We start from the raw sequence: 18,165 nt of genomic DNA, 5'->3' as shown, positions 1-18,165 counted from the left end.
ACAAGCTGAACTCCTGAAATCCGCACGAGTGATGTTGCCAGCATTAACCACGTTGGCAACCGAAAAATTCAGTATTCATCGGCTTTATTTGCGCCAAACCTGGTCATGTTCATACATTGGGCAAGCATTGATGAATTGCTCAAAAGTTGAGCGCCCACAATTTGATCTGTTCGCCTAAAAAACAGCCCGCGCGCTTCTTTGCCCAATCGAGGTGCTGCCCTGTCCCCCGCCCCTGAACTGGTCCGGCGGGCGCGGCCACCAGCAGGCCGGTGCCGCGCCCGACGGGCCTGAAGTAGCGAAACCTTAATCAGTTCATTCTACTTCGAATTATACAACTTTGACTCAGCATGGACCCGGATGCGATGGCCGAGACGAGCACCCGAAACGAGCTGAACGCCGCACGGACCCTGAAAACCGGCCTGCCCGGTACCCGCCCCGGCATTCTCCTTATGATTGTGGCTGCGCTGGCCGGCCTCGTCATCGTTGCGGTCATCGAGTATTTCGAGATCCAGCGGCACGCTGAAACCATTGCAGTCCGCAACGCCGAACGCCTCTCCTTGAGCTGGGCGACTTATCTGTCCGGCAATCTTCCGGGCATCGAAGAAGTGCTGGCGGGTAAACCCGTCTCGGATAAGCAGCGCAAGGTCGTTGACCGTCTCACTGCCTTCCCGGACCTGTTCCGCTTCAAGCTGTTCGACGCGAGCGGCAATCTCATGCTGGTGTCGGACGCCATCGACCTGCCGCCGGAGACCCAGTCCCTCGGCCAGCACAACCCGAAGGCCAACCAGGTCATCCAGAGCGGGAGCCCCTACACCGCCTATGAGGACGGTACCGCCAAGGCGGACCGGCCGGATGTGTATGTGGAAAGCTACGTGCCGATCCTGCGCAACGGCCGGATCATCGGCGTGGCCGAGGTCTATGTGGACCAGACAGCGGATTCGGCGGCTGTCTTCAGCGACTTCCTGCATTTCCAGATCATGTCGATCCTGCTGCTGCTGGCGGCGCTGGCCATCCCCGGCGCCATTCTCGTGATCATGGTCCTGCATCTGCGCGCGACGAATGCCGACTTGAAGCAGGCGCGCGATGAAGCCCTGGCGGCGGAAAAGGCAAAGTCAGAGTTCCTCGCCACCATGAGCCACGAAATCCGGACGCCGATGAACGGCGTCATCGGCACCGCCGACCTCATGGCCGGCACCGACCTTGACCCCCGCCAGCGCACCTTCATCGACATCATCCAGTCATCGTCGCGGGCGCTGCTCGACATCATCAACGACATTCTGGATTTCTCGAAGATCGAGGCCGGTCAGGTACCGCTGGTCGAAGAGCCGTTCAAGCTCAAGCGGATCGCCCAGGAACCCGCCCGCATGGTCACCGAGGCCGCCGCCACCAAGGGCATCGAGCTTGCCATCCGCGTCGCTCCCGGCACACCGCGCCGGGTGGTGGGCGATGCGGACAGGCTGCGCCAGATCGTGGCCAACCTCGTGGGCAATGCCGTCAAGTTCACCGAACGCGGCGAGGTCATCATCGAGATTTCAACCACCCCGCCCGCCATCCTCCCGGCTGAAGAACTCACCGCCATGCAGGACGCGACCACCGGCGCCGCGGAGGATACCGGCACGGCCAATATCTGGGTCAGCGTGCGCGACACCGGCCCGGGCATTCCGCTGAGCGACCAGGCACGGATCTTCGATCGCTTCTCGCAGGTGGATTCCTCAACCACCCGCCACCACGAAGGCACCGGGCTGGGCCTCGCCATCAGCCGGGGCCTCGTCCACCAGATGGGCGGCCGCATCGGTCTTGTCTCCACGCCCGGCGCGGGCTCCACCTTCTGGTTCATGGTGCCGCTGGCCAGGGCCGCCGACGAAGACCTGCCGCCCCAGCCGCCGGTGACAATCCGCGGCCTGCCGGTGCTCATCGTCGACGACAACGCCACCAACCGCTTCATCCTTGACGAGCTGATGGCCTCCTGGGGCTTCGAGACCACGCTGGTGCCCAGCGGCGCGGAAGCGGTGCGGAAGGCTGAACGCGCTGCCGCCCTGGGCCGCCCCTTCAGCCTTGTCCTGCTGGATCACCACATGCCGGGCAAGGACGGCGAAGATGTGCTGCGCGATTTGCGCAGCTCGCCTGACTACGCGGATCTGCCCGTGATCCTGCTGACCTCCATTCTCGAAAGCAGCTCGCTGGCCCGCTGCACCACTGATCTCGGGCTCAACGGCTTCATGGCCAAGCCCGCTGGGGCGTCTGACCTGCTCGACAAGATCATGGATGTGCTGTCTTCGGCCTCGGCGGACACCGCCGCCGCACCGCCCCCCGCCACTCTGTCTCCCACCGCATCAGACACACCCACACCCGACCGCGCCGCCGCCCGGCCCGCTGGTACCGCCGCGCCGGAAGCTGCAAGCGCCGGCACGCAGGTGGATGTGCTGGTGGTGGAAGACAACGCCGTCAACGGCATGCTCGCCCGCCACATGCTCGGCGACATGAACCTCACCCTTGCCACGGCAGAGAACGGCGAGGAAGCCGTCAGGATGTTCGAGGAACTGAGCCCGCGCGTGATGCTGATGGATATCTCGATGCCGCTGATGAACGGCTACGAAGCCACCGGCGCCATCCGTGCCATCGAGCAGCGCAAGAGCCTGCCCCGCACGCCCATCATCGGCACCACGGCCCACGCCATGCCCGGCGACCGCCAGCGCTGCCTTGATGCCGGCATGGACGACTACCTCGCCAAGCCGCTGACCATCACCGGCCTGCAGGCCGCTGTGAACACAGCCCTCGAAGGCACGGATACAAAGACGGCCGCCGCCGAATAGCGGCTGCTCCTCTAGTAAACCGTCGCCTGCACCACGGCCTTCAGCCGCTCGATGATCGAGAACTCGTCATCGGTGAAATCGCTGTCGATCCACCATTCCTCCACCTCCCGGTGGACGCGGCCCATCTCCGGGCCTTCGGGCACACCGGCGGCCTTCATCATCGAGCCGGTCAGCGGCAGCTCGGGCTTTTCCCAGCTGTCGCCCATGGCCAGCAGCGCCCGCCACTGGAAGGCGTTGGTGGACTTGCCGTCTTCCGCCCAGCCCAGCATCACCCGGTCCTTGAACAGCTGAAGCCCCATCAGGTAGAGCGCCCGGCGCACCTCGCGCATGGAGAGGTAACAGACGATCTTGGTGCTATCCCTGTGCATGGCGATGATGCGGTCGCGGTCGGCATTGGAGAGCTTGAGGCGCCTGGCCGCACTCTCCGCCGCCTCGGCGCTGTCCACCAGCATGCCGAGCCGCAGCACGGGATCGCTCGAGAACAGCTGCGTCGTCTCGATGTCCACCGCCTTCTCGAACCGGTCAAGCCGCGAAGCCTCCGGCAGCACATCTGCCAGAATGCCCGCAGCCGCCATCGCCCGCAGCACCGGCACCGAATGGTCAGCGCCCACGAGCTTCAGCAATTCGGTCTGCACCCGCTCGGCGGAGAGCTGCGCAAGGCCCGCCTTGTTGTCGGCGCACGCCTTGAGGCTGGTCTCATCCAGCAACCCGCCCCCATAGGACGCGGAGAACCGGAAGAAGCGCAGGATGCGCAAATAGTCTTCTTCGATGCGCGTGGCCGCGTCGCCGATAAAGCGCACCTTGCGCGCCTTCAGATCGTCATAGCCGCCCAGCGGGTCATGCACCGTGCCGTCCGCGTCCGCATAAAGCGCGTTCATGGTGAAGTCGCGGCGCTCCGCATCCCCCTGCCAGTCACCGGTAAACGCCACTTCCGCGCGGCGGCCATCGGTCTCGACATCCACCCGCAGGGTCGTCACCTCATAGGTCCGCCCGGCGGCGCCCACGGCCATCACCGTGCCGTGGTCCACGCCCAGGGGCACCATCTTGAATCCCTCCGCCTCGATCTTCCTGGCGGTTGCGTCCGGGGCATCGGTCGTGGCGATGTCTACATCCGTCACCGGTTCGCCCATCAGCGCGTTGCGCACACAGCCGCCGACAAAGCGCGCCACGGCGCCGTCCGCGTTCAGCGCGGCCATCAGCGCCTGCGTCTCCGCGTCCTTGAGCCACATCTGCATGCCGATCGATGGAATCTCGCTGGCCATTGGCCTTACTCCCCTCAGATACGCTGCGCCCCCGGGCCGGTACTTGCGGCGGGTGCTTGTCTTGTTATTCCTGCGGCGGCACCGGCTCATCCGCCGGCACCACATGGCCGGGAATGATCCGTCCGTCTTCATAGCGCGGCGGCACATAGGTGCCCTCCCCCGGCGTGCCGGAGAAGACCGCAAGCCATACGAGCCCTGCCGCCATGCACCCCACCCCGGCCACGATCAGCCAGGCATAGGGGGCATCATTGAACATGGGTCCCTTGATCGCCGCCTTGCGCCGCATCAATAGCGTGTACAGCGCCCAGACCACGAAGGGTATGGCAAACAGCAGAAGCTGGATCAGGATGATGCGCAGCATGGGTAGAGGCCTCCCTCAGGCGTCTTCGGTCTCGGGTGCCGCGGCAAAGCAGCGCTCGTAGAGATTGACGATCATCCCCGCCGTCGCCCCCCAGATGTAATGGCCGTCATAGGGCATGGCAAAAAAGTGCCGCCGCTTGCCCTGCCAGGTGGCCGAATGGCGCTCATGGTTGTCCGGGTCCATCAGAAAGGCCAGCGGCACCTCGAAGGCTTCATCCACTTCCGCCGGGTTCAGCGTCAGCTCAAACCCCGGCCGCACGAACCCGACGACCGGCACCACGCGGAAGCGCGTGCCCGTCTCATAGGGATCGAGGAACCCGACCACATCCACATGCGCCCGGTCGAGGCCCACTTCCTCTTCCGCTTCCCGCAGCGCCGCGTCCACCGGCCCGTCATCCTCCGGGTCGATCCGCCCGCCGGGAAACGCCACCTGCCCCGCATGGCTCGACAGATCACCGGAGCGCTCGGTGAGCAGCACATGGATGCCGTTTTCATGCTCCACCAGCGGCACCAGCACCGCCGCCTCGCGGATTGCCTTGTCCACGTCGATGTCATTGGGGTCGTTGAGACGGAAATCACCGTTCAGCGCTGCGTCCGTGCGGTCAAGCGCCGGCGGCTGTCGCCTGAGGCCGGCCATCAGCCTGGTTCTGAATGTCTCGCTTGGGCGCATGAGGCAGAAAGTCTCTGAAAACAATATCCGATGGCGAAAAGCGGTGTCGCGGCCAGTCTAGCCCAGCTCGGCGGCCCGCTGCATCCTGAAGAAGACCCCGCCGCTCCGCACGCCGAACCAGCTTTCGCCGTCCACATCATGCGTCTCGCCGAGCTCCACAAGCTCATAGAACACCGGACGCGCCAGCCGCGCCTCCAGCGCCCGCGCCCCGTCACCGCGCACATGCACGTATGGCGACGGTTCCTCCGTCTGCGGATCGATCTCGAAGCGCAGCCCGTGCTCCTCGCCCGCCACGGCCACGTCACCCACATTGGTGGTAAAGGCCAGCACCTGATCGCGCCCCTCGCCCGCACGCTCCATCGACACGGCTATGAAGGGCACGTCCTCCACCTCGATGCCCGCCTGCTCCACCGGCGTCACCAGGTGATAGGACCCGTCCGCGTCACGCCGCAGGATCGAGGCGAACAGCTTCACCAGCCGGTCGCGCTTTATCTCGCTGCCCTGGTAATGCCAGCCGCCATCCCTGGCGATTCGCATGTCGATGCTGTGCTTGTGCTTCGGCTCCCACGTGTCCACCGGCGGCAGGCCGGACCGGGAGGCAAGCTCCGCCTCCTTGAGCCCCTTCACGGCATTTTCAACAGCTTCTTTTGCAGTCACGTCGCTCATGGCCTTCGCTTCGAAGTAGGGTCATAATCTGAACACAGCCGTCCCGGACAAGAAGCCGGAACGCCGGATTCACGAAAGGGCCGCGCCCTCGCCGCAAACGGTGCCGCGCAGCCTGAAAGCCGCCTTAACGGGCGCCGCCTCAGGACTATATGTAGGGTCATGACCTCACTGAGTGAAGCAAACGACGACGTTATCCGCGCGGTCGAGCAGACCGGCGACCAGATTTCCCGCGTCAAGGAGGCCATCGGCCGCCTCGTTTTCGGCCAGGAACAGGTCATCGAGCGGGTGCTGATCACCATTCTGGCCGGCGGTCATGGCCTGCTGGTCGGCGTGCCGGGCCTTGCCAAGACCCGCCTTGTGCACACCACCGGCATCGTGCTCGGCCTGTTCGACCGGCGCATCCAGTTTACCCCTGACCTCATGCCCGGCGACATTGTCGGCTCCGAGGTGCTGGAAGAAGGCGAAAACGGCCGCCGCTCCTTCCGCTTCATCCAGGGCCCGGTGTTCTGCCAGCTGCTGATGGCCGATGAAATCAACCGCGCCTCCCCCCGCACGCAATCAGCGCTGCTGCAGGCCATGCAGGAACGGCATGTGACGGTGGCCGGCCACCGGCATGAGCTGCCCCGCCCCTTCCACGTGCTCGCGACCCAGAACCCGCTTGAGCAGGAAGGCACCTACCCGCTGCCCGAAGCCCAGCTCGACCGCTTCCTGATGCAGATCGACGTCAACTACCCGGACATGGAAGCCGAGCGCCGCATGCTGCTGGAAACCACCGGCGACGTCGAAGCCACCGCCACCGCGGTGATGCGTGACGATGATGTGGAGGCCGCCCAGCGCCTTGTCCGCCGCATGCCGGTAGGTGAAAGCGTGGTGGACGCGATCCTCCAGCTGGTCCGCAGCGCCCGCCCCGAAGAAACCGACAACGAGGAAGTGCGCGACACGGTTGCCTGGGGTCCCGGCCCGCGCGCCAGCCAGGCGCTGATGCTCGCCGTGCGCGCCCGCGCCCTGATGGATGGCCGCTACGCCCCCAGCGTGGACGATGTGGTGGAACTGGCAGACCCGATCCTGCGGCATCGCATGGCGCTGTCCTTCGCCGCCCGCGCCGAGGGCACCACCGTCTCCGGCGTCATCGACCGTCTCTGCACCCCCTTCCGCTGATCTGACGCCACGGGAGCCCCACCCCAGCATGGCCAGACAGTCAGCAGACAGAGAATCCCAGGCCCGCGCCACGCGGGACGGGCTGGCCTATGGCCGCACGCCGGAGCGCCGCGAAGCTGAAGAGCTGGCCGACGCCCTGCCGCCCCTGCTGGTGGAAGCAGAGCGCATCGCCGCCACCGTCGCCCCCGGCATTCATGGCCGCAAGCGCACAGGCCCGGGCGAGACCTTCTGGCAGTACCGCCGCTACGAACAGGGCGACAGCGCCCACCTGGTGGACTGGCGCCAGTCCGCCCGCAGCGACAGGCTTTATGTGCGCGAGCATGAATGGGAAGCCGCCGAGACCGTGTGGCTGTGGCCCGACCTGTCGCCCTCCATGGATTTTGCCTCCGGCCGCGACCTGCCCACCAAGAAGCACCGCGCCACCGTCATCACCCTTGCGGTTGCCACCATGCTGATGCGCGGCGGCGAACGCATCGCGGGTCTCGGCACGCCGCTGCCGCCGGCAGCCGGCCGCACCGCCCTGCGCCGGCTTGCAAGCCACTACGCCTCTGAAAATCCGTATGCGGACAGCGATATCCCCGCTGACGCGCTGCCGCGGTTCTCCCGCGCCGTCATGGTGAGTGACTTCCTGTCCGACCCGGAAGCGATCGCTGCGCGCATCCAGAGCCACGCCACAGCCGGTGTCCGCGGGCATCTCCTGCAGGTGCTGGACCCCGCCGAAGAAGATTTACCCTTCCATGGCCGCACGGAGTTCGCGGGCATCGAGGAGGATGCAAGCCTCACCTTTGGCCGCGCGGAAACCATTCGCGATGCCTATCAGGCGCGCCTGGCCACCCACCGCGATGCCCTGCGCGCCGCCACCCGCCGTTTCGGCTGGACTTTCACCACCCACCGCACGGACCGCCCGCCGCAGACCGCCGTCCTGGCCCTGCACGCCGCCCTGTCCGGCGCGCCCATTCCCATGGAGCGCTGACGCAGCATGCTCGCCCTTGGTCCCATCGGCTTCGCAGCCCCCCTTGCGCTGGCAGGCCTCATCGCCCTACCGGTGATCTGGTGGCTGTTGCGCGTCACCCCGCCAGCGCCTCACCGGGTGCGCTTTCCCGCCCTCAGGCTGCTGCGCGGCCTGCATGACGAGGAAGAGACCCCCGCCGCCACGCCCTGGTGGCTGATGGCCCTGCGCCTGCTGGCGGCCACCCTGCTGATCCTCGCTTTCGCCGAACCCGTGGCCAACCCGGCCCGGCAGGACGCGGGCACGGGCCCGCTGCTGCTGGTGGTGGATGACGGCTGGGCCTCAGCCCCCGGCTGGTCGCGCCGCCAGGCAACGCTCGACGGCATCCTTGCCACCGCAAGACGCGCCGGCCGTGATGTCGCCCTGCTCACCACCACCCCGCGCGCCGTCGCCACGGGTCTTGACGTGCTGACCGCCGATGACGCCACCGCCCGCGCCACAGCCCTGACCCCGAGCGCGCTGGCGCCGGATTATGCCGCCACCGCCACCCGCCTCACCGAAGCCGCCCTGCCGGACCAGGGTAGCTGGCAGGTGATCTGGCTGAGCGACGGGCTCACCGGCGACAACGCGGATGCCTTCGCCGAGGACCTCGCCCGCCACGGCCCGCTCACCCTCATTGCACCGTCCGCGGATGAAACAGCCCTGGCGCTGCTTCCGCCCGCGCAGCTGGGCCAGTCCATGGAAGTGACAGTGCTGCGCGCCACCGGGAGCGGCACGCGGAACGGCACCGTCGCCGCCATCGGCAAGCCGGGCCGCCAGCTCACCGAAGCGCCCTTTACCTTTGCCGAGGGCGAGACGGAAACCACCATCACCCTCGACATGCCGCTGGAGCTGCGCAATGCGGTGACACGGCTGGAAATCAGCGGCGAGAACTCAGCCGGAGCCGTCACCCTGCTGGATGACCGCTGGCAGCGCCGCACCGTTGGCCTCGTGGCGGGCACCAGCACCGAGGACGCCCAGCCGCTGCTGTCGGACCTCTATTACCTGCGCCGCGCCGTCGGCCCCTTCGCAGAAATCCGCGAGGCCCATGCGGGGAGTGACACGTCAGAGATCGAAGACCTGCTGTCGCGCCCGCTCTCCATGCTCATCACCGCCGATGTCGGCCAACTCGTCGGCGATGATGCCGAGCGCGTGCGCCAGTGGGTGGAGGATGGCGGCAACCTGGTGCGCTTCGCAGGGCCGCGCCTTGCCGCGCAGACGGATGAGCTGATGCCCGTGCCCCTGCGCGGCGGCGGCCGGGCGCTGGGCGGCGCGCTCACCTGGGCCACGCCCCAGGGCCTTGCCCCCTTCGAGGAAAAAAGCCCCTTTGCAGGCCTTGCCATCCCCGAGGATGTCCAGGTGCACCGCCAGGTGCTGGCCGACCCGACCGCGGACCTGTCGAGCCACACCTGGGCACGCCTCACCGACGGCACACCGCTCGTAACCGCGACCCGGCGGGGCGACGGCTGGCTGGTGCTGTTCCATGTCTCCGCCGACACCGACTGGTCGAACCTGCCCATCTCGGGCCTTTACGTTGAAATGCTCCGCCGCGTCTTGGATCTGAGCCGCGGCACCGGGGCGGGCGAGCAGGATGCCCAGCGCCTGCTGCAGCCCTACCGCGCCCTGGACGGCAATGGCCGCCTTGTCGCCCCGCCAGCCCTCGCTGAACCCCTTGCACTTCTCGCCGTGGCCGACACGCGCCCCGGCCCCACCCATCCGCCGGGCCTCTACGGCACCCAGGACGGCTTCCGCGCCCTCAACGTGATGGACGGCTCCACCCGCCTCGCCCCGCTTGAAACGGGTTTCGCGGCATCAACCGAGGCCTATGCGGGCAGCAGCGAAACCGCGCTCAAGCCTGCCCTGCTGACACTCGCCCTGCTCCTGCTGCTGGCCGACGGCGTGATCGCGCTGATCCTGTCCGGCCGCCTGCGCCTGCCGCCGGCCCTCATGGCCCGCCTGCGCAGCAGCACCACGGCAGCCGCCCTGACAGCCCTGCTCGCGCTCCCCGTCGCCGCAATCGCCATGGGCGCAACACCCGCCATGGCGCAGCAGGCCAGCGCCGAGGACGAGATTGCCCTTCTCGCCACCCTCGACACACGCCTTGCCTATGTCATCACCGGCAACAGCCGCGTCGATGAGATGAGCCGTGCGGGCCTCACCGGCCTCAGCCAGGTGCTGCGCAGCCGCACCGCCATCGAACCGGCGGACCCGCTGGGCGTCGATGTGGAGCGCGATGAACTTGCCTTTTACCCGCTGCTCTACTGGCCCGTGCTGCCGGAGCAGAAGGACCTGTCGCCGGAAGCGCTGGCGCGGGTGGACAACTACATGAAGCGCGGCGGCACCATCCTGTTCGACACCATGGACCATCAGCGCATCGAGGCCATCGGCGCGTCACCGGGGAACGAGGCCCTGCGCCGCCTGCTCGGCAATCTCGACGTGCCGCCCCTTGAGCCGGTCAGCGAAGGCCATGTGCTGACCAAGGCCTTCTACCTGCTGCAGACCTTCCCCGGCCGCTGGGCCGGTGGCGACTTGTGGGCGCAGGCGCAGGGCGATGCGGGCGAGACGCCCGGCACCCTCAACCAGGATGGCGTGACGCCGCTGCTGATCGGCGCCAATGACTACGCCGCCGCCTGGGCCGTGGATGCACGCGGCCTGCCCATGGCCAAGCCCGTGCCCGGCGGCGAGCGCCAGCGCGAGATGGCCCGCCGCTTCGGCGTCAATCTCGTGATGTATGCGCTGACCGGCAATTACAAGGCAGACCAGGTGCACGTGCCGGCCCTGCTGGAAAGGCTGGGCCAATGAACGCGTCCCTTGCGAACATGGAAAGCTGGCAGCTCGGCTTCGCCCCGCTGGTGCCGGACTGGCTGCTCACCGCGGGCACCATTGCCGTCGTGCTGCTGCTGGTACTGGCGCTGATCCGCCGCGGCCCCGGCGTGTGGTGGCGCAGCATCGCCTATGCAGCCCTGCTCGTGGCCCTGCTCAACCCCTCCGCCCTGCGCGAAGAACGCGAACCCGTCACGGATGTGGCGGTGCTGGCCATCGACCGCTCCCAGTCCAACCGCCTTGCCGACCGCGGCGACCGCACCGAGGCCCTGGCCGCCGCCATGCGCGACCGGATGGACGCGCAGCCGGGCCTTGAGCTCCGCGAAGTGGACGTGACCGACAGCCTCGGCCTCGGCACCGATGACGCTTCAGGCAGCACTGCCGGCGGCACGCGCCTGTTCTCCGCCATCGAGGACGCCATTGCCGATGTGCCGCCGGAGCGCATCGCGGGCATTGTCGCGATCACCGACGGGCAGATCCACGATCTGGCCCCGCGCGCGCTGGCGACCACGGGCGCGCCCTTCCACGCGCTGCTCACCGGTCCCGACGACGAAATCGACCGCACCCTGACCATCGAGGACGCCCCGCGCTTCTCCATCGTCGGGGAAACCATGACCCTCAAGCTGCGGGTGGATGATGCAGGCGCGGAAGATACGACCCGCATCGCCCAGCTCGAGATCCGCATCGACGGTGAAGCGCTGCCGCCTGTCACCGTCACCACCGGCCGCACCGAGGAAATCGAGATCGAGCTGGAGCATGGCGGCGAGAACGTGATCGAGATCGAGGCCGCGCCGGGCCCCGGCGAACTGACGCTCGAAAACAACCGCGCCGTGGTCATCGCCAACGGCATCCGCGACCGCCTGCGCGTGCTGCTGGTGTCCGGTGAGCCCCATGCGGGCGAGCGCACCTGGCGCAATCTCCTCAAGGCCGACCCCGCCGTTGATCTCGTCCACTTCACCATCCTGCGGCCGCCGGAAAAGCAGGACGGCACGCCGATCAACGAACTGTCGCTGATCGCCTTCCCCACCCGCGAGCTGTTCTCGGTCAAGCTCAACGAGTTCGACCTCGTGATCTTCGACCGCTATCGCCGCCGCGGCGTGCTGCCGGTCGCTTATCTCAAGAACATCGCCGACTACGTGGACAATGGCGGCGCGCTGCTGATGGCAGCTGGACCGGATTTCGCCTCCCCCTTCTCCATCTTCCGCACGCCGCTGGCAGGCGTGCTGCCGGCCGCGCCCACCGGCGAGGTCATCACCGGCGGCTACCACCCGACCGTGACCGATCTCGGCCGCCGCCACCCGGTGACCGCCGGTCTTCCGGGCGCGGACCAGTCGCCGCCGCGCTGGGGCCGCTGGTTCCGCCTGATCGACGCGGAAATGGCCACCGGCGAGAACCTGATGGAAGGCCCCGGCGGCAAGCCGCTGATGGTGCTCGACCGGGTGAAGGAAGGCCGCGTGGCCCAGCTCCTGTCGGACCATGCCTGGCTGTGGACCCGCGGCTATGAAGGCGGCGGCCCGCAGGCCGAGATGCTGCGCCGCCTCGCCCACTGGCTGATGAAGGAGCCGGACCTCGAGGAGGAAAAACTCCGCGCTTCGGCCCAGGGCGGCACCCTGACGGTGACCCGCCAGACCATGGCAACGGAAACCCCGCCCGTGACCGTCACACGCCCCGACGGCACCACCGAAAGCCTGACCCTGAGCGAGGACAGCCCCGGCCGCTTCACCGGGCGCATGGAGATCGACCAGACGGGCCTTTACCGGCTGAGCGACGGCATCGAAACCGCGATCACCGCAGCAGGCCCGCTCAACCCCAAGGAATTTGCCGACGTGCGGGTGACACGCACCCAGGTGGGCGGCCTCGTGGACGAGACCGGCGGCAGCGCGCGTTTCATCGAGGACGAGACAGCGCCGGACATCCGCCGCATCCGCCCCGGCCGCACGGCGTCGGGCTCCGGCTGGATCGGCCTCAATGCCAATGAGGAATATGCGGTGCGCGCGGTGAGCGAACACACCCTCATCCGCCCGGAACTGGCCTTGCTGATCGCCCTGGGGGCCTTCATGCTGGCCTGGCGCCGCGAGGGCCGCTGAGCCCCGCACGCTACGCCGCCTCAGCGGGCCTTGAGCATCGCTCCGGCCACATCTTCCTCAGCACCCGGAACGAGCGGCAGCCACAGGAGCCGGTCCGGGTCATAAGGCTGCGGCATCACCACCCGCCCGCGCGGCACCTGGCTGAAGCCCACCCGCGCATAATAGGGAAGATCACCCACCAGCAGCACCAGCCGGTGGCCCATCTCGGCGGCAAGACGCAAGCTCTCCTTCATCAGCGCAAGGCCCGCCCCCTTGCCCTGCACTTCCGGCGCCACCGCCAGCGGGCCGAGCAGCAGCGCCGCATCCATCTGTGATGACGCGTTGGGGCCGATCATCACCGGCCAGTAGCGGATGCTGCCGATGATGGTGGTGTCCCCCTCACGCATTGCGACCAGCGACAGGGCATCGATGGGCTCCACGCCCTCACGCAGGCGGTAGGACGCCTTGGCATACCGGCCGGGGCCAAACACGCGGTTCTGCAGGGCGGAGATGGCAGGTTTGTCAGCAGCGATTTGCGGCCGCACCGCGAAGGATGCGGGGGATACGGATGAAGACATTTGGGAAGTCCAGGTCAACCGGCCGGCAGACGAAAGAGATATCGCATGCCTTGATCCGGTTGCGCCGCGTCGGGCCGGTGATTACGCGGCGGCTGCAGGAAGCCGAAGACATGCAGCGTCCATCACCGGCATCGCCCGTCGCCGGGCACCGGTGAGGCGCAACATCTGTCGTCGTCGTTCGCAGCGCGGAAACATCGCGTCTGAAATCCTCTGCCGCGCGCCGGTCAATCGGAGCGCCTTCATGGAAGCCGCGCTTTTACACGCGCCCGTGCCCCCCGTAAAGCCTGCACGCGACCGCCCCCGGCACCGCCTGCATTCCGCTGCGGAATTGGCTAGATGACGCAAAGGGCCTTTGATCTGGCCCGCCGAGCCGTTAGCTTGCCACCCAATCCGCAACGTCAAAAGCAAGATTGACCGACAACGAGGAGGTATGACGCACAATGGGTGTTCTCGACGGTAAAGTGGTTCTGGTGACGGGCGCGGCCCGCGGCATCGGCAAGGAATGCGCCGTGCTCGCAGCCCGCGAAGGCGCCAAGGTGGTGGTCAACGATCTCGGCGGCGGCGTGTCCGGCGGCGATTCCGGTGACGCCGGCCCGGCGCAGGAAGTGGTTGACGAGATCAAGGCCGCCGGCGGCGAAGCCGTCGCCAATTCCGACAGCGTGTCCGACCGCAAGGGCGCGGGCCACATGGTCGAGCAGGCCATGGACGAGTTCGGCTCCCTCAACGTGGTCATCAACCCGGCCGGCATCCTGCGCGACAAGATGTTCCACAAGATGGATGACGAGGACTGGGACGCGGTCATCAACGTGCATCTGCAGGGCGCCTACAACGTCGCCCGCGCCTCCATCCAGCACTTCCGTGACCAGGAAGACGGCGCCTATGTGATGTTCACGTCCACCTCGGGCATCATCGGCAATATCGGCCAGGCTAACTATGCCGCCGCCAAGATGGGTGTTGCCGGCCTGTCGCGCATCATCGCCATGGAAGGCGCCATGAAGAACGTGCGCTCCAACATCATCGCGCCGTTTGCCTGGACGCGCATGATCGCCACCATTCCGGTGAAGGACGAGGAAAGCGCCAAGCGCGTCGAGCGCATGAAGAATGCCATGCGCGCCGACCAGGTGGCCCAGCTCGCCGTCGCCCTCTCCGCCCCGTCGGACGTCTCCGGCCAGATTTTCGTCGCCCGCGGCAACGAGCTGTTCCTGATGAGCCAGCCGCGTCCGCTGCGCGGCATGACCCGCATGGAAGGCTGGGACCCGACCTCGATCCTGGAACACGCCTTCCCCGCCATGAAGGCGGACATGCCGGATCTCGGCAATACGGGCTCCGTCTTCACCTGGGAACCGGTCTGATCCGGCGACCCCTGCAAGACGCAGACATCAGGACACAAACAAAAGGGGCGGCCCCGCAAGGAGCCGCCCTTTCTGCTGCATGCACCACACTTACTCGGTGGTGATGATGCCGTCCGGTGCCTCGTCATCAAGGCCGATGCGCCAGGTATTGTCCGGCCGGTCGCCGTCATAGCGCACGGACATCGGCAGCGCTTCGTGAAAAGCCTTCAGCACCGGGTCGTCGGAAATCTCGACGCCCGTTTCCACACCGCTGATTACGCACGGATCGCGGTCGCTGCGGTTGATGCCGCCCAGCGAAGTGGTGCACTGGCGCTGCGCGGTGTTGATAATGCGGCGGTGACGCTGTTCGAGCGTGCGCAGGGCCTCCTCGTCCTTGGGAAGCAGCGCAACAACGACGGTGGTCTCACCGGTTGCTTCCGCCTCGCCCGACATGTGGCCCTCATGGCCGTCAGCCTGCGCCGCGGTGGCGCCCGCCAGCACGAACGCACTCGCCATGGCAGCAGGCACAATTGTCTTACGCATGAACTCAAGCATGGTGTCGCCTCCTGGGTGCTCAGGCACCCCGTCATTCTTTCGGGGGGATTAAGCGGCACGCAGGGACGGAGGGGATATCGCCCAGGGGGGGGACAGGGCTTGGGAAAGTACCGTCCCTGCGTGTCGCGTATGAGGAAAACGCGCCTGGCCGCCGCTGGTTCCCCAGCGGGCTTAAACTTTTTTACTTTTTCCACCTTGGAAACAGCCTTGTTCCAGGACGCCTGTTTATGTCCGGCGTCCGCGGCCCGATATCTGCCTCAACACGGGACGCCCGGCATATGGCCGGTGCCGCGCCCCCCACCCCGCTCACAGGAGGCAGACATGGTCGATATCCGCCATTTCGACGATCATCCCCACACCCGCCTGCCCTGGCTTGATGCCTATCACCACTTCAATTTCGGCCCCCACCGCCATGTGGGCCGCAATGGCTGGGGCAGCCTGCTGGTCTGGAACGACGACACCATCGATCCCCACACGGGCTTCGACATGCATGGCCACCGGGACATGGAGATCATCACCTATGTCCGCGAGGGCGCCATCAGCCACCAGGACCATCTGGGCAATGAGGGCCGCACCGAGGCCGGCGACGTGCAGGTGATGTCTGCCGGCAAGGGCATCATGCATGCTGAGCACAATCGCGAGGAGGCGCACACGCGCATCTTCCAGATCTGGATCGCGCCGGAAAAACCGGGCGGCACTCCGCGCTGGGACCAGGCGGCCTTCCCCAGGGATGACCGGTCCGGCCAGCTGGTGGCGCTTGCCTCCGGCCAGGGCCACGACACTGCCCTGCCCATCCGGGCTGATGCGGCCGTGTTCGGGGCAACGCTTGCGCCGGGCCAGACCGTGACCCACAGCCTCGGCGAAGGCCGCTACGCCTATCTCGTCCCGGCCAGCGGCGCTGTCACGGTCAATGGTGATGTCGTCCCGGCGCGTGCCGGGGCTGCCATACGGGACGTGGCGGAGATCACGATCACCGCAGCGGACGGTGAAGCGGCCGAAATCCTGCTGGCGGACGTGCCCGCCTGACGCGAGATGATCCGTCCGCCCACAAACAAAAGACCCCGCCGGTCACCCGGCGGGGTCCTCTTGTCAGCTAGCCTGAGCGAGCTTACTCGGCAGAAGCTTCGGCCTCGACATTGACCTCGGCCTCGGCGTCGCCTTCGACAGCTTCCTCAGCCTCTTCAGCGGCTTCCTCAACAGCCTCACCGGTCTCCTCGGCAGCTTCTTCCGCGCCTTCGACGGCGTCCTCAGCGGCTTCTTCAGTCGCTTCGGCGGCCTCTTCAGCAGCTTCGCCGGTGGCTTCGGCAGCAGCTTCCACGTCGTTTTCCGCTTCGGTCATCACACCGGTCTCGACAGTGGCACCAGCTTCCACGCCGGCTTCCATTTCGTGGTGCTCGGCGAAGGCCGGGGTTGCCATGGCAAAGCCGGCGGCAAGGGCAAGGGCGGACACGGCCGTGGTGGCGGTCTTGAGGTTCGTCATGTGTTTGTCTCCAAAACTTTAAGATCCCGGCGAGAAAACAAGCGGAGGGTCGTGTGGGTTCCCTCTGGGCTCATCGCTCGTCAAAAAAACCGGCGGGAGCGCCCCTCTGTGCAACGCCCCCGGGGTGTGGCCGGCATCGGGGCATCGCCTGCCGAACCGTTCCACGTGCAATTGGATCAACCTCAATTGTGTAGTTTTTGTGTCCGAAATTCCGCACCTGCGAAATCGCGCACGAACGGTCGGGATCACGGCCCTGCAGCCGCGAAAAGTCAGCCGTAGAGGACCGACATCACCATGTCCGGCAGGCCGGTGAAGATGGACACCAGATACAGCACATAGGCCGTCAGGAAGAGCACGCCCTCGGCCCGGCTGATTCTCAGCCCCGTCACCATGACCGGCACCATGATCGCCGTCGCCGCCACCATCACCCACACGTCATAGCGGGCGATCTGCGCGGCCACCGGCGTCTCGGTGATGAAGCCGGTGACGCCGAGAATGAGCAGCAGGTTGGAAATGTTGGAGCCGATGATATTGCCCACCGCCACGCCGGCATGCCCGCGATAGGCCGCCAGCAGCGACACCGCAAGCTCCGGCAGCGACGTGCCCACCGCCACCAGCGACAGGCCGATCACCGCTTCCGACACACCCATGGACAGGGCGATCTCGGTGGCGCCCTGCACCAGGAATTCCGCCCCCTGAACAACGCCCACAAGGCCGATCAGGATGGCGGGAATGGCATAGATGAATTTGGGCGGGATGCCTTTGTATTCGGCAACTTCCGCCTCGCGCCGCTCGGCGGACGGCGCATTGCGCACCATCTCCGCCCAGTAGCTGAACACCAGATAGAAGACCAGCAGCACCACCATCGCCGTGCCCTGCCCCGGCGTGATGAGCCCGGTAAGCGCCACCATGGCGACGCCGAAGCTGACCGCGAGCAGGAACAGCCCGTCGCGGAACACCATGCGCGGGTCAACGATGATCGGCTGCACCAGCGCGGTTGCCGCCAGCACCAGCAGGATGTTGGAGATGTTGGAGCCGATGACGCTGCCAACCGCGATGTCCGGCGTCCCCGTCATCGCCGCATTGATCGCCACCGTCAGTTCCGGCGTCGAGGTGCCGATCGCCACCACCGTGAGGCCGACGAAGACCGGCGAGATGCCGAGCCGTTCCGCCAGCGCCACCGCGCCGCGGATCAGCGCTTCACCGCCACCTGCCAGCAAGAGAAGACCACCCAGTACCAGCAAGTAGCTCATCGCCCGTCCTTGTAAGCTCGCGTCCGGAAGCGGCCCTGAAACCGCCCGTGGCCTCCGCACAAGTCACGCGTACAGGTCACACGCGGAGGACCGCCAAGATATAAGGCACAACGCCTCTTTTGCCGACCATGCGGACCCGCACCCCATGCGCGGCAGCGCAAT

15 protein-coding genes are annotated in these 18,165 nt (G+C 66.9%); 7 read left to right on the top strand and 8 right to left on the bottom strand.

The features are described from left to right. Positions 1–362 precede the first annotated feature (362 nt). Positions 363–2,813 carry a response regulator gene (locus HG718_RS02645; RefSeq protein ID WP_160589047.1) on the top strand — a complete coding sequence of 817 codons (2,451 nt, stop codon included), beginning with the start codon at positions 363–365 and terminating at the stop codon, positions 2,811–2,813. 11 nt (positions 2,814–2,824) lie between these two features. Here the strand turns inward: HG718_RS02645 and HG718_RS02640 are convergent, their stop codons facing one another. The 4 genes from HG718_RS02640 to HG718_RS02625 form a co-directional block, all read right to left on the bottom strand. Further along, a complete protein-coding gene (locus tag HG718_RS02640; protein WP_160589048.1) occupies positions 2,825–4,075 on the bottom strand; it encodes a CCA tRNA nucleotidyltransferase in 1,251 nt (416 codons plus the stop codon). Positions 4,076–4,139: 64 nt separating this feature from the next. Further along, a complete protein-coding gene (locus tag HG718_RS02635; protein WP_160589049.1) occupies positions 4,140–4,436 on the bottom strand; it encodes a DUF6111 family protein in 297 nt (98 codons plus the stop codon). Positions 4,437–4,451: 15 nt separating this feature from the next. Next, a complete protein-coding gene (locus HG718_RS02630; protein WP_244617826.1) occupies positions 4,452–5,072 on the bottom strand; it encodes a CoA pyrophosphatase in 621 nt (206 codons plus the stop codon). A gap of 90 nt (positions 5,073–5,162) precedes the next feature. Next, positions 5,163–5,771, bottom strand: a complete 609-nt coding sequence (locus HG718_RS02625; protein WP_160589051.1) for a DUF1285 domain-containing protein — start codon at positions 5,769–5,771, stop codon at positions 5,163–5,165. Positions 5,772–5,930: 159 nt separating this feature from the next. On the opposite strand from HG718_RS02625, the gene HG718_RS02620 reads away from it, so the two are divergent. From HG718_RS02620 to HG718_RS02605, 4 genes are read left to right on the top strand one after another with little or no spacing between them, the layout of a single operon-like run. Then, entirely contained in the window at positions 5,931–6,929 is a 999-nt protein-coding gene (locus HG718_RS02620) for an AAA family ATPase (RefSeq protein ID WP_160589052.1), read from the top strand. A 28-nt stretch (positions 6,930–6,957) separates the two neighbouring features. Continuing rightward, complete coding sequence (locus HG718_RS02615) at positions 6,958–7,902, top strand: DUF58 domain-containing protein (RefSeq protein ID WP_160589053.1); 945 nt, start codon at positions 6,958–6,960, stop codon at positions 7,900–7,902. Positions 7,903–7,908: 6 nt separating this feature from the next. After that, positions 7,909–10,719, top strand: coding sequence for a DUF4159 domain-containing protein (locus HG718_RS02610; protein ID WP_160589054.1), 2,811 nt, complete (start codon positions 7,909–7,911; stop codon positions 10,717–10,719). Then, positions 10,716–12,827: a hypothetical protein gene (locus tag HG718_RS02605; protein WP_244617827.1), complete on the top strand. Its 2,112-nt coding sequence runs from the start codon at positions 10,716–10,718 to the stop codon at positions 12,825–12,827. The genes HG718_RS02610 and HG718_RS02605 overlap by 4 nt, the downstream gene beginning before the upstream one ends. A gap of 20 nt (positions 12,828–12,847) precedes the next feature. Here HG718_RS02605 and HG718_RS02600 read toward each other — a convergent pair whose 3' ends face one another. After that, entirely contained in the window at positions 12,848–13,384 is a 537-nt protein-coding gene (locus HG718_RS02600) for a GNAT family N-acetyltransferase (protein ID WP_160589055.1), read from the bottom strand. Positions 13,385–13,824: 440 nt separating this feature from the next. Between HG718_RS02600 and HG718_RS02595 the strand changes: the two genes are divergently transcribed. Continuing rightward, a complete protein-coding gene (locus tag HG718_RS02595) occupies positions 13,825–14,736 on the top strand; it encodes an SDR family NAD(P)-dependent oxidoreductase (protein ID WP_027842308.1) in 912 nt (303 codons plus the stop codon). 90 nt (positions 14,737–14,826) lie between these two features. On the opposite strand, the gene HG718_RS02590 is transcribed toward HG718_RS02595, so the two are convergent. Continuing rightward, complete coding sequence (locus HG718_RS02590) at positions 14,827–15,270, bottom strand: hypothetical protein (protein WP_160589056.1); 444 nt, start codon at positions 15,268–15,270, stop codon at positions 14,827–14,829. A gap of 321 nt (positions 15,271–15,591) precedes the next feature. Between HG718_RS02590 and HG718_RS02585 the strand changes: the two genes are divergently transcribed. Then, positions 15,592–16,296, top strand: coding sequence for a pirin family protein (locus tag HG718_RS02585; RefSeq protein ID WP_160589057.1), 705 nt, complete (start codon positions 15,592–15,594; stop codon positions 16,294–16,296). An 82-nt stretch (positions 16,297–16,378) separates the two neighbouring features. Here the strand turns inward: HG718_RS02585 and HG718_RS02580 are convergent, their stop codons facing one another. After that, positions 16,379–16,750 carry a hypothetical protein gene (locus HG718_RS02580; protein WP_160589058.1) on the bottom strand — a complete coding sequence of 124 codons (372 nt, stop codon included), beginning with the start codon at positions 16,748–16,750 and terminating at the stop codon, positions 16,379–16,381. Between the two features lie 269 nt (positions 16,751–17,019). Further along, entirely contained in the window at positions 17,020–18,003 is a 984-nt protein-coding gene (locus HG718_RS02575; RefSeq protein WP_027842304.1) for a calcium/sodium antiporter, read from the bottom strand. Positions 18,004–18,165 lie beyond the last annotated feature (162 nt).

Source organism: Pyruvatibacter mobilis, assembly GCF_012848855.1.
In the GTDB taxonomy this organism is placed as follows: Bacteria; Pseudomonadota; Alphaproteobacteria; order CGMCC-115125; family CGMCC-115125; genus Pyruvatibacter; species Pyruvatibacter mobilis.
This window is presented reverse-complemented; position numbering and strand designations above follow the sequence as displayed.

What these genes read in the sequence shown, in the direction of transcription:
- HG718_RS02645 (WP_160589047.1), top strand. Translation starts at nt 363, where the DNA reads ATGGCCGAGACGAGCACCCGAAACGAGCTGAACGCCGCACGGACCCTG.
- HG718_RS02640 (WP_160589048.1), bottom strand. Translation starts at nt 4,075, where the DNA reads ATGGCCAGCGAGATTCCATCGATCGGCATGCAGATGTGGCTCAAGGAC.
- HG718_RS02635 (WP_160589049.1), bottom strand. Translation starts at nt 4,436, where the DNA reads ATGCTGCGCATCATCCTGATCCAGCTTCTGCTGTTTGCCATACCCTTC.
- HG718_RS02630 (WP_244617826.1), bottom strand. Translation starts at nt 5,072, where the DNA reads ATGGCCGGCCTCAGGCGACAGCCGCCGGCGCTTGACCGCACGGACGCA.
- HG718_RS02625 (WP_160589051.1), bottom strand. Translation starts at nt 5,771, where the DNA reads ATGAGCGACGTGACTGCAAAAGAAGCTGTTGAAAATGCCGTGAAGGGG.
- HG718_RS02620 (WP_160589052.1), top strand. Translation starts at nt 5,931, where the DNA reads ATGACCTCACTGAGTGAAGCAAACGACGACGTTATCCGCGCGGTCGAG.
- HG718_RS02615 (WP_160589053.1), top strand. Translation starts at nt 6,958, where the DNA reads ATGGCCAGACAGTCAGCAGACAGAGAATCCCAGGCCCGCGCCACGCGG.
- HG718_RS02610 (WP_160589054.1), top strand. Translation starts at nt 7,909, where the DNA reads ATGCTCGCCCTTGGTCCCATCGGCTTCGCAGCCCCCCTTGCGCTGGCA.
- HG718_RS02605 (WP_244617827.1), top strand. Translation starts at nt 10,716, where the DNA reads ATGAACGCGTCCCTTGCGAACATGGAAAGCTGGCAGCTCGGCTTCGCC.
- HG718_RS02600 (WP_160589055.1), bottom strand. Translation starts at nt 13,384, where the DNA reads ATGTCTTCATCCGTATCCCCCGCATCCTTCGCGGTGCGGCCGCAAATC.
- HG718_RS02595 (WP_027842308.1), top strand. Translation starts at nt 13,825, where the DNA reads ATGGGTGTTCTCGACGGTAAAGTGGTTCTGGTGACGGGCGCGGCCCGC.
- HG718_RS02590 (WP_160589056.1), bottom strand. Translation starts at nt 15,270, where the DNA reads ATGCTTGAGTTCATGCGTAAGACAATTGTGCCTGCTGCCATGGCGAGT.
- HG718_RS02585 (WP_160589057.1), top strand. Translation starts at nt 15,592, where the DNA reads ATGGTCGATATCCGCCATTTCGACGATCATCCCCACACCCGCCTGCCC.
- HG718_RS02580 (WP_160589058.1), bottom strand. Translation starts at nt 16,750, where the DNA reads ATGACGAACCTCAAGACCGCCACCACGGCCGTGTCCGCCCTTGCCCTT.
- HG718_RS02575 (WP_027842304.1), bottom strand. Translation starts at nt 18,003, where the DNA reads ATGAGCTACTTGCTGGTACTGGGTGGTCTTCTCTTGCTGGCAGGTGGC.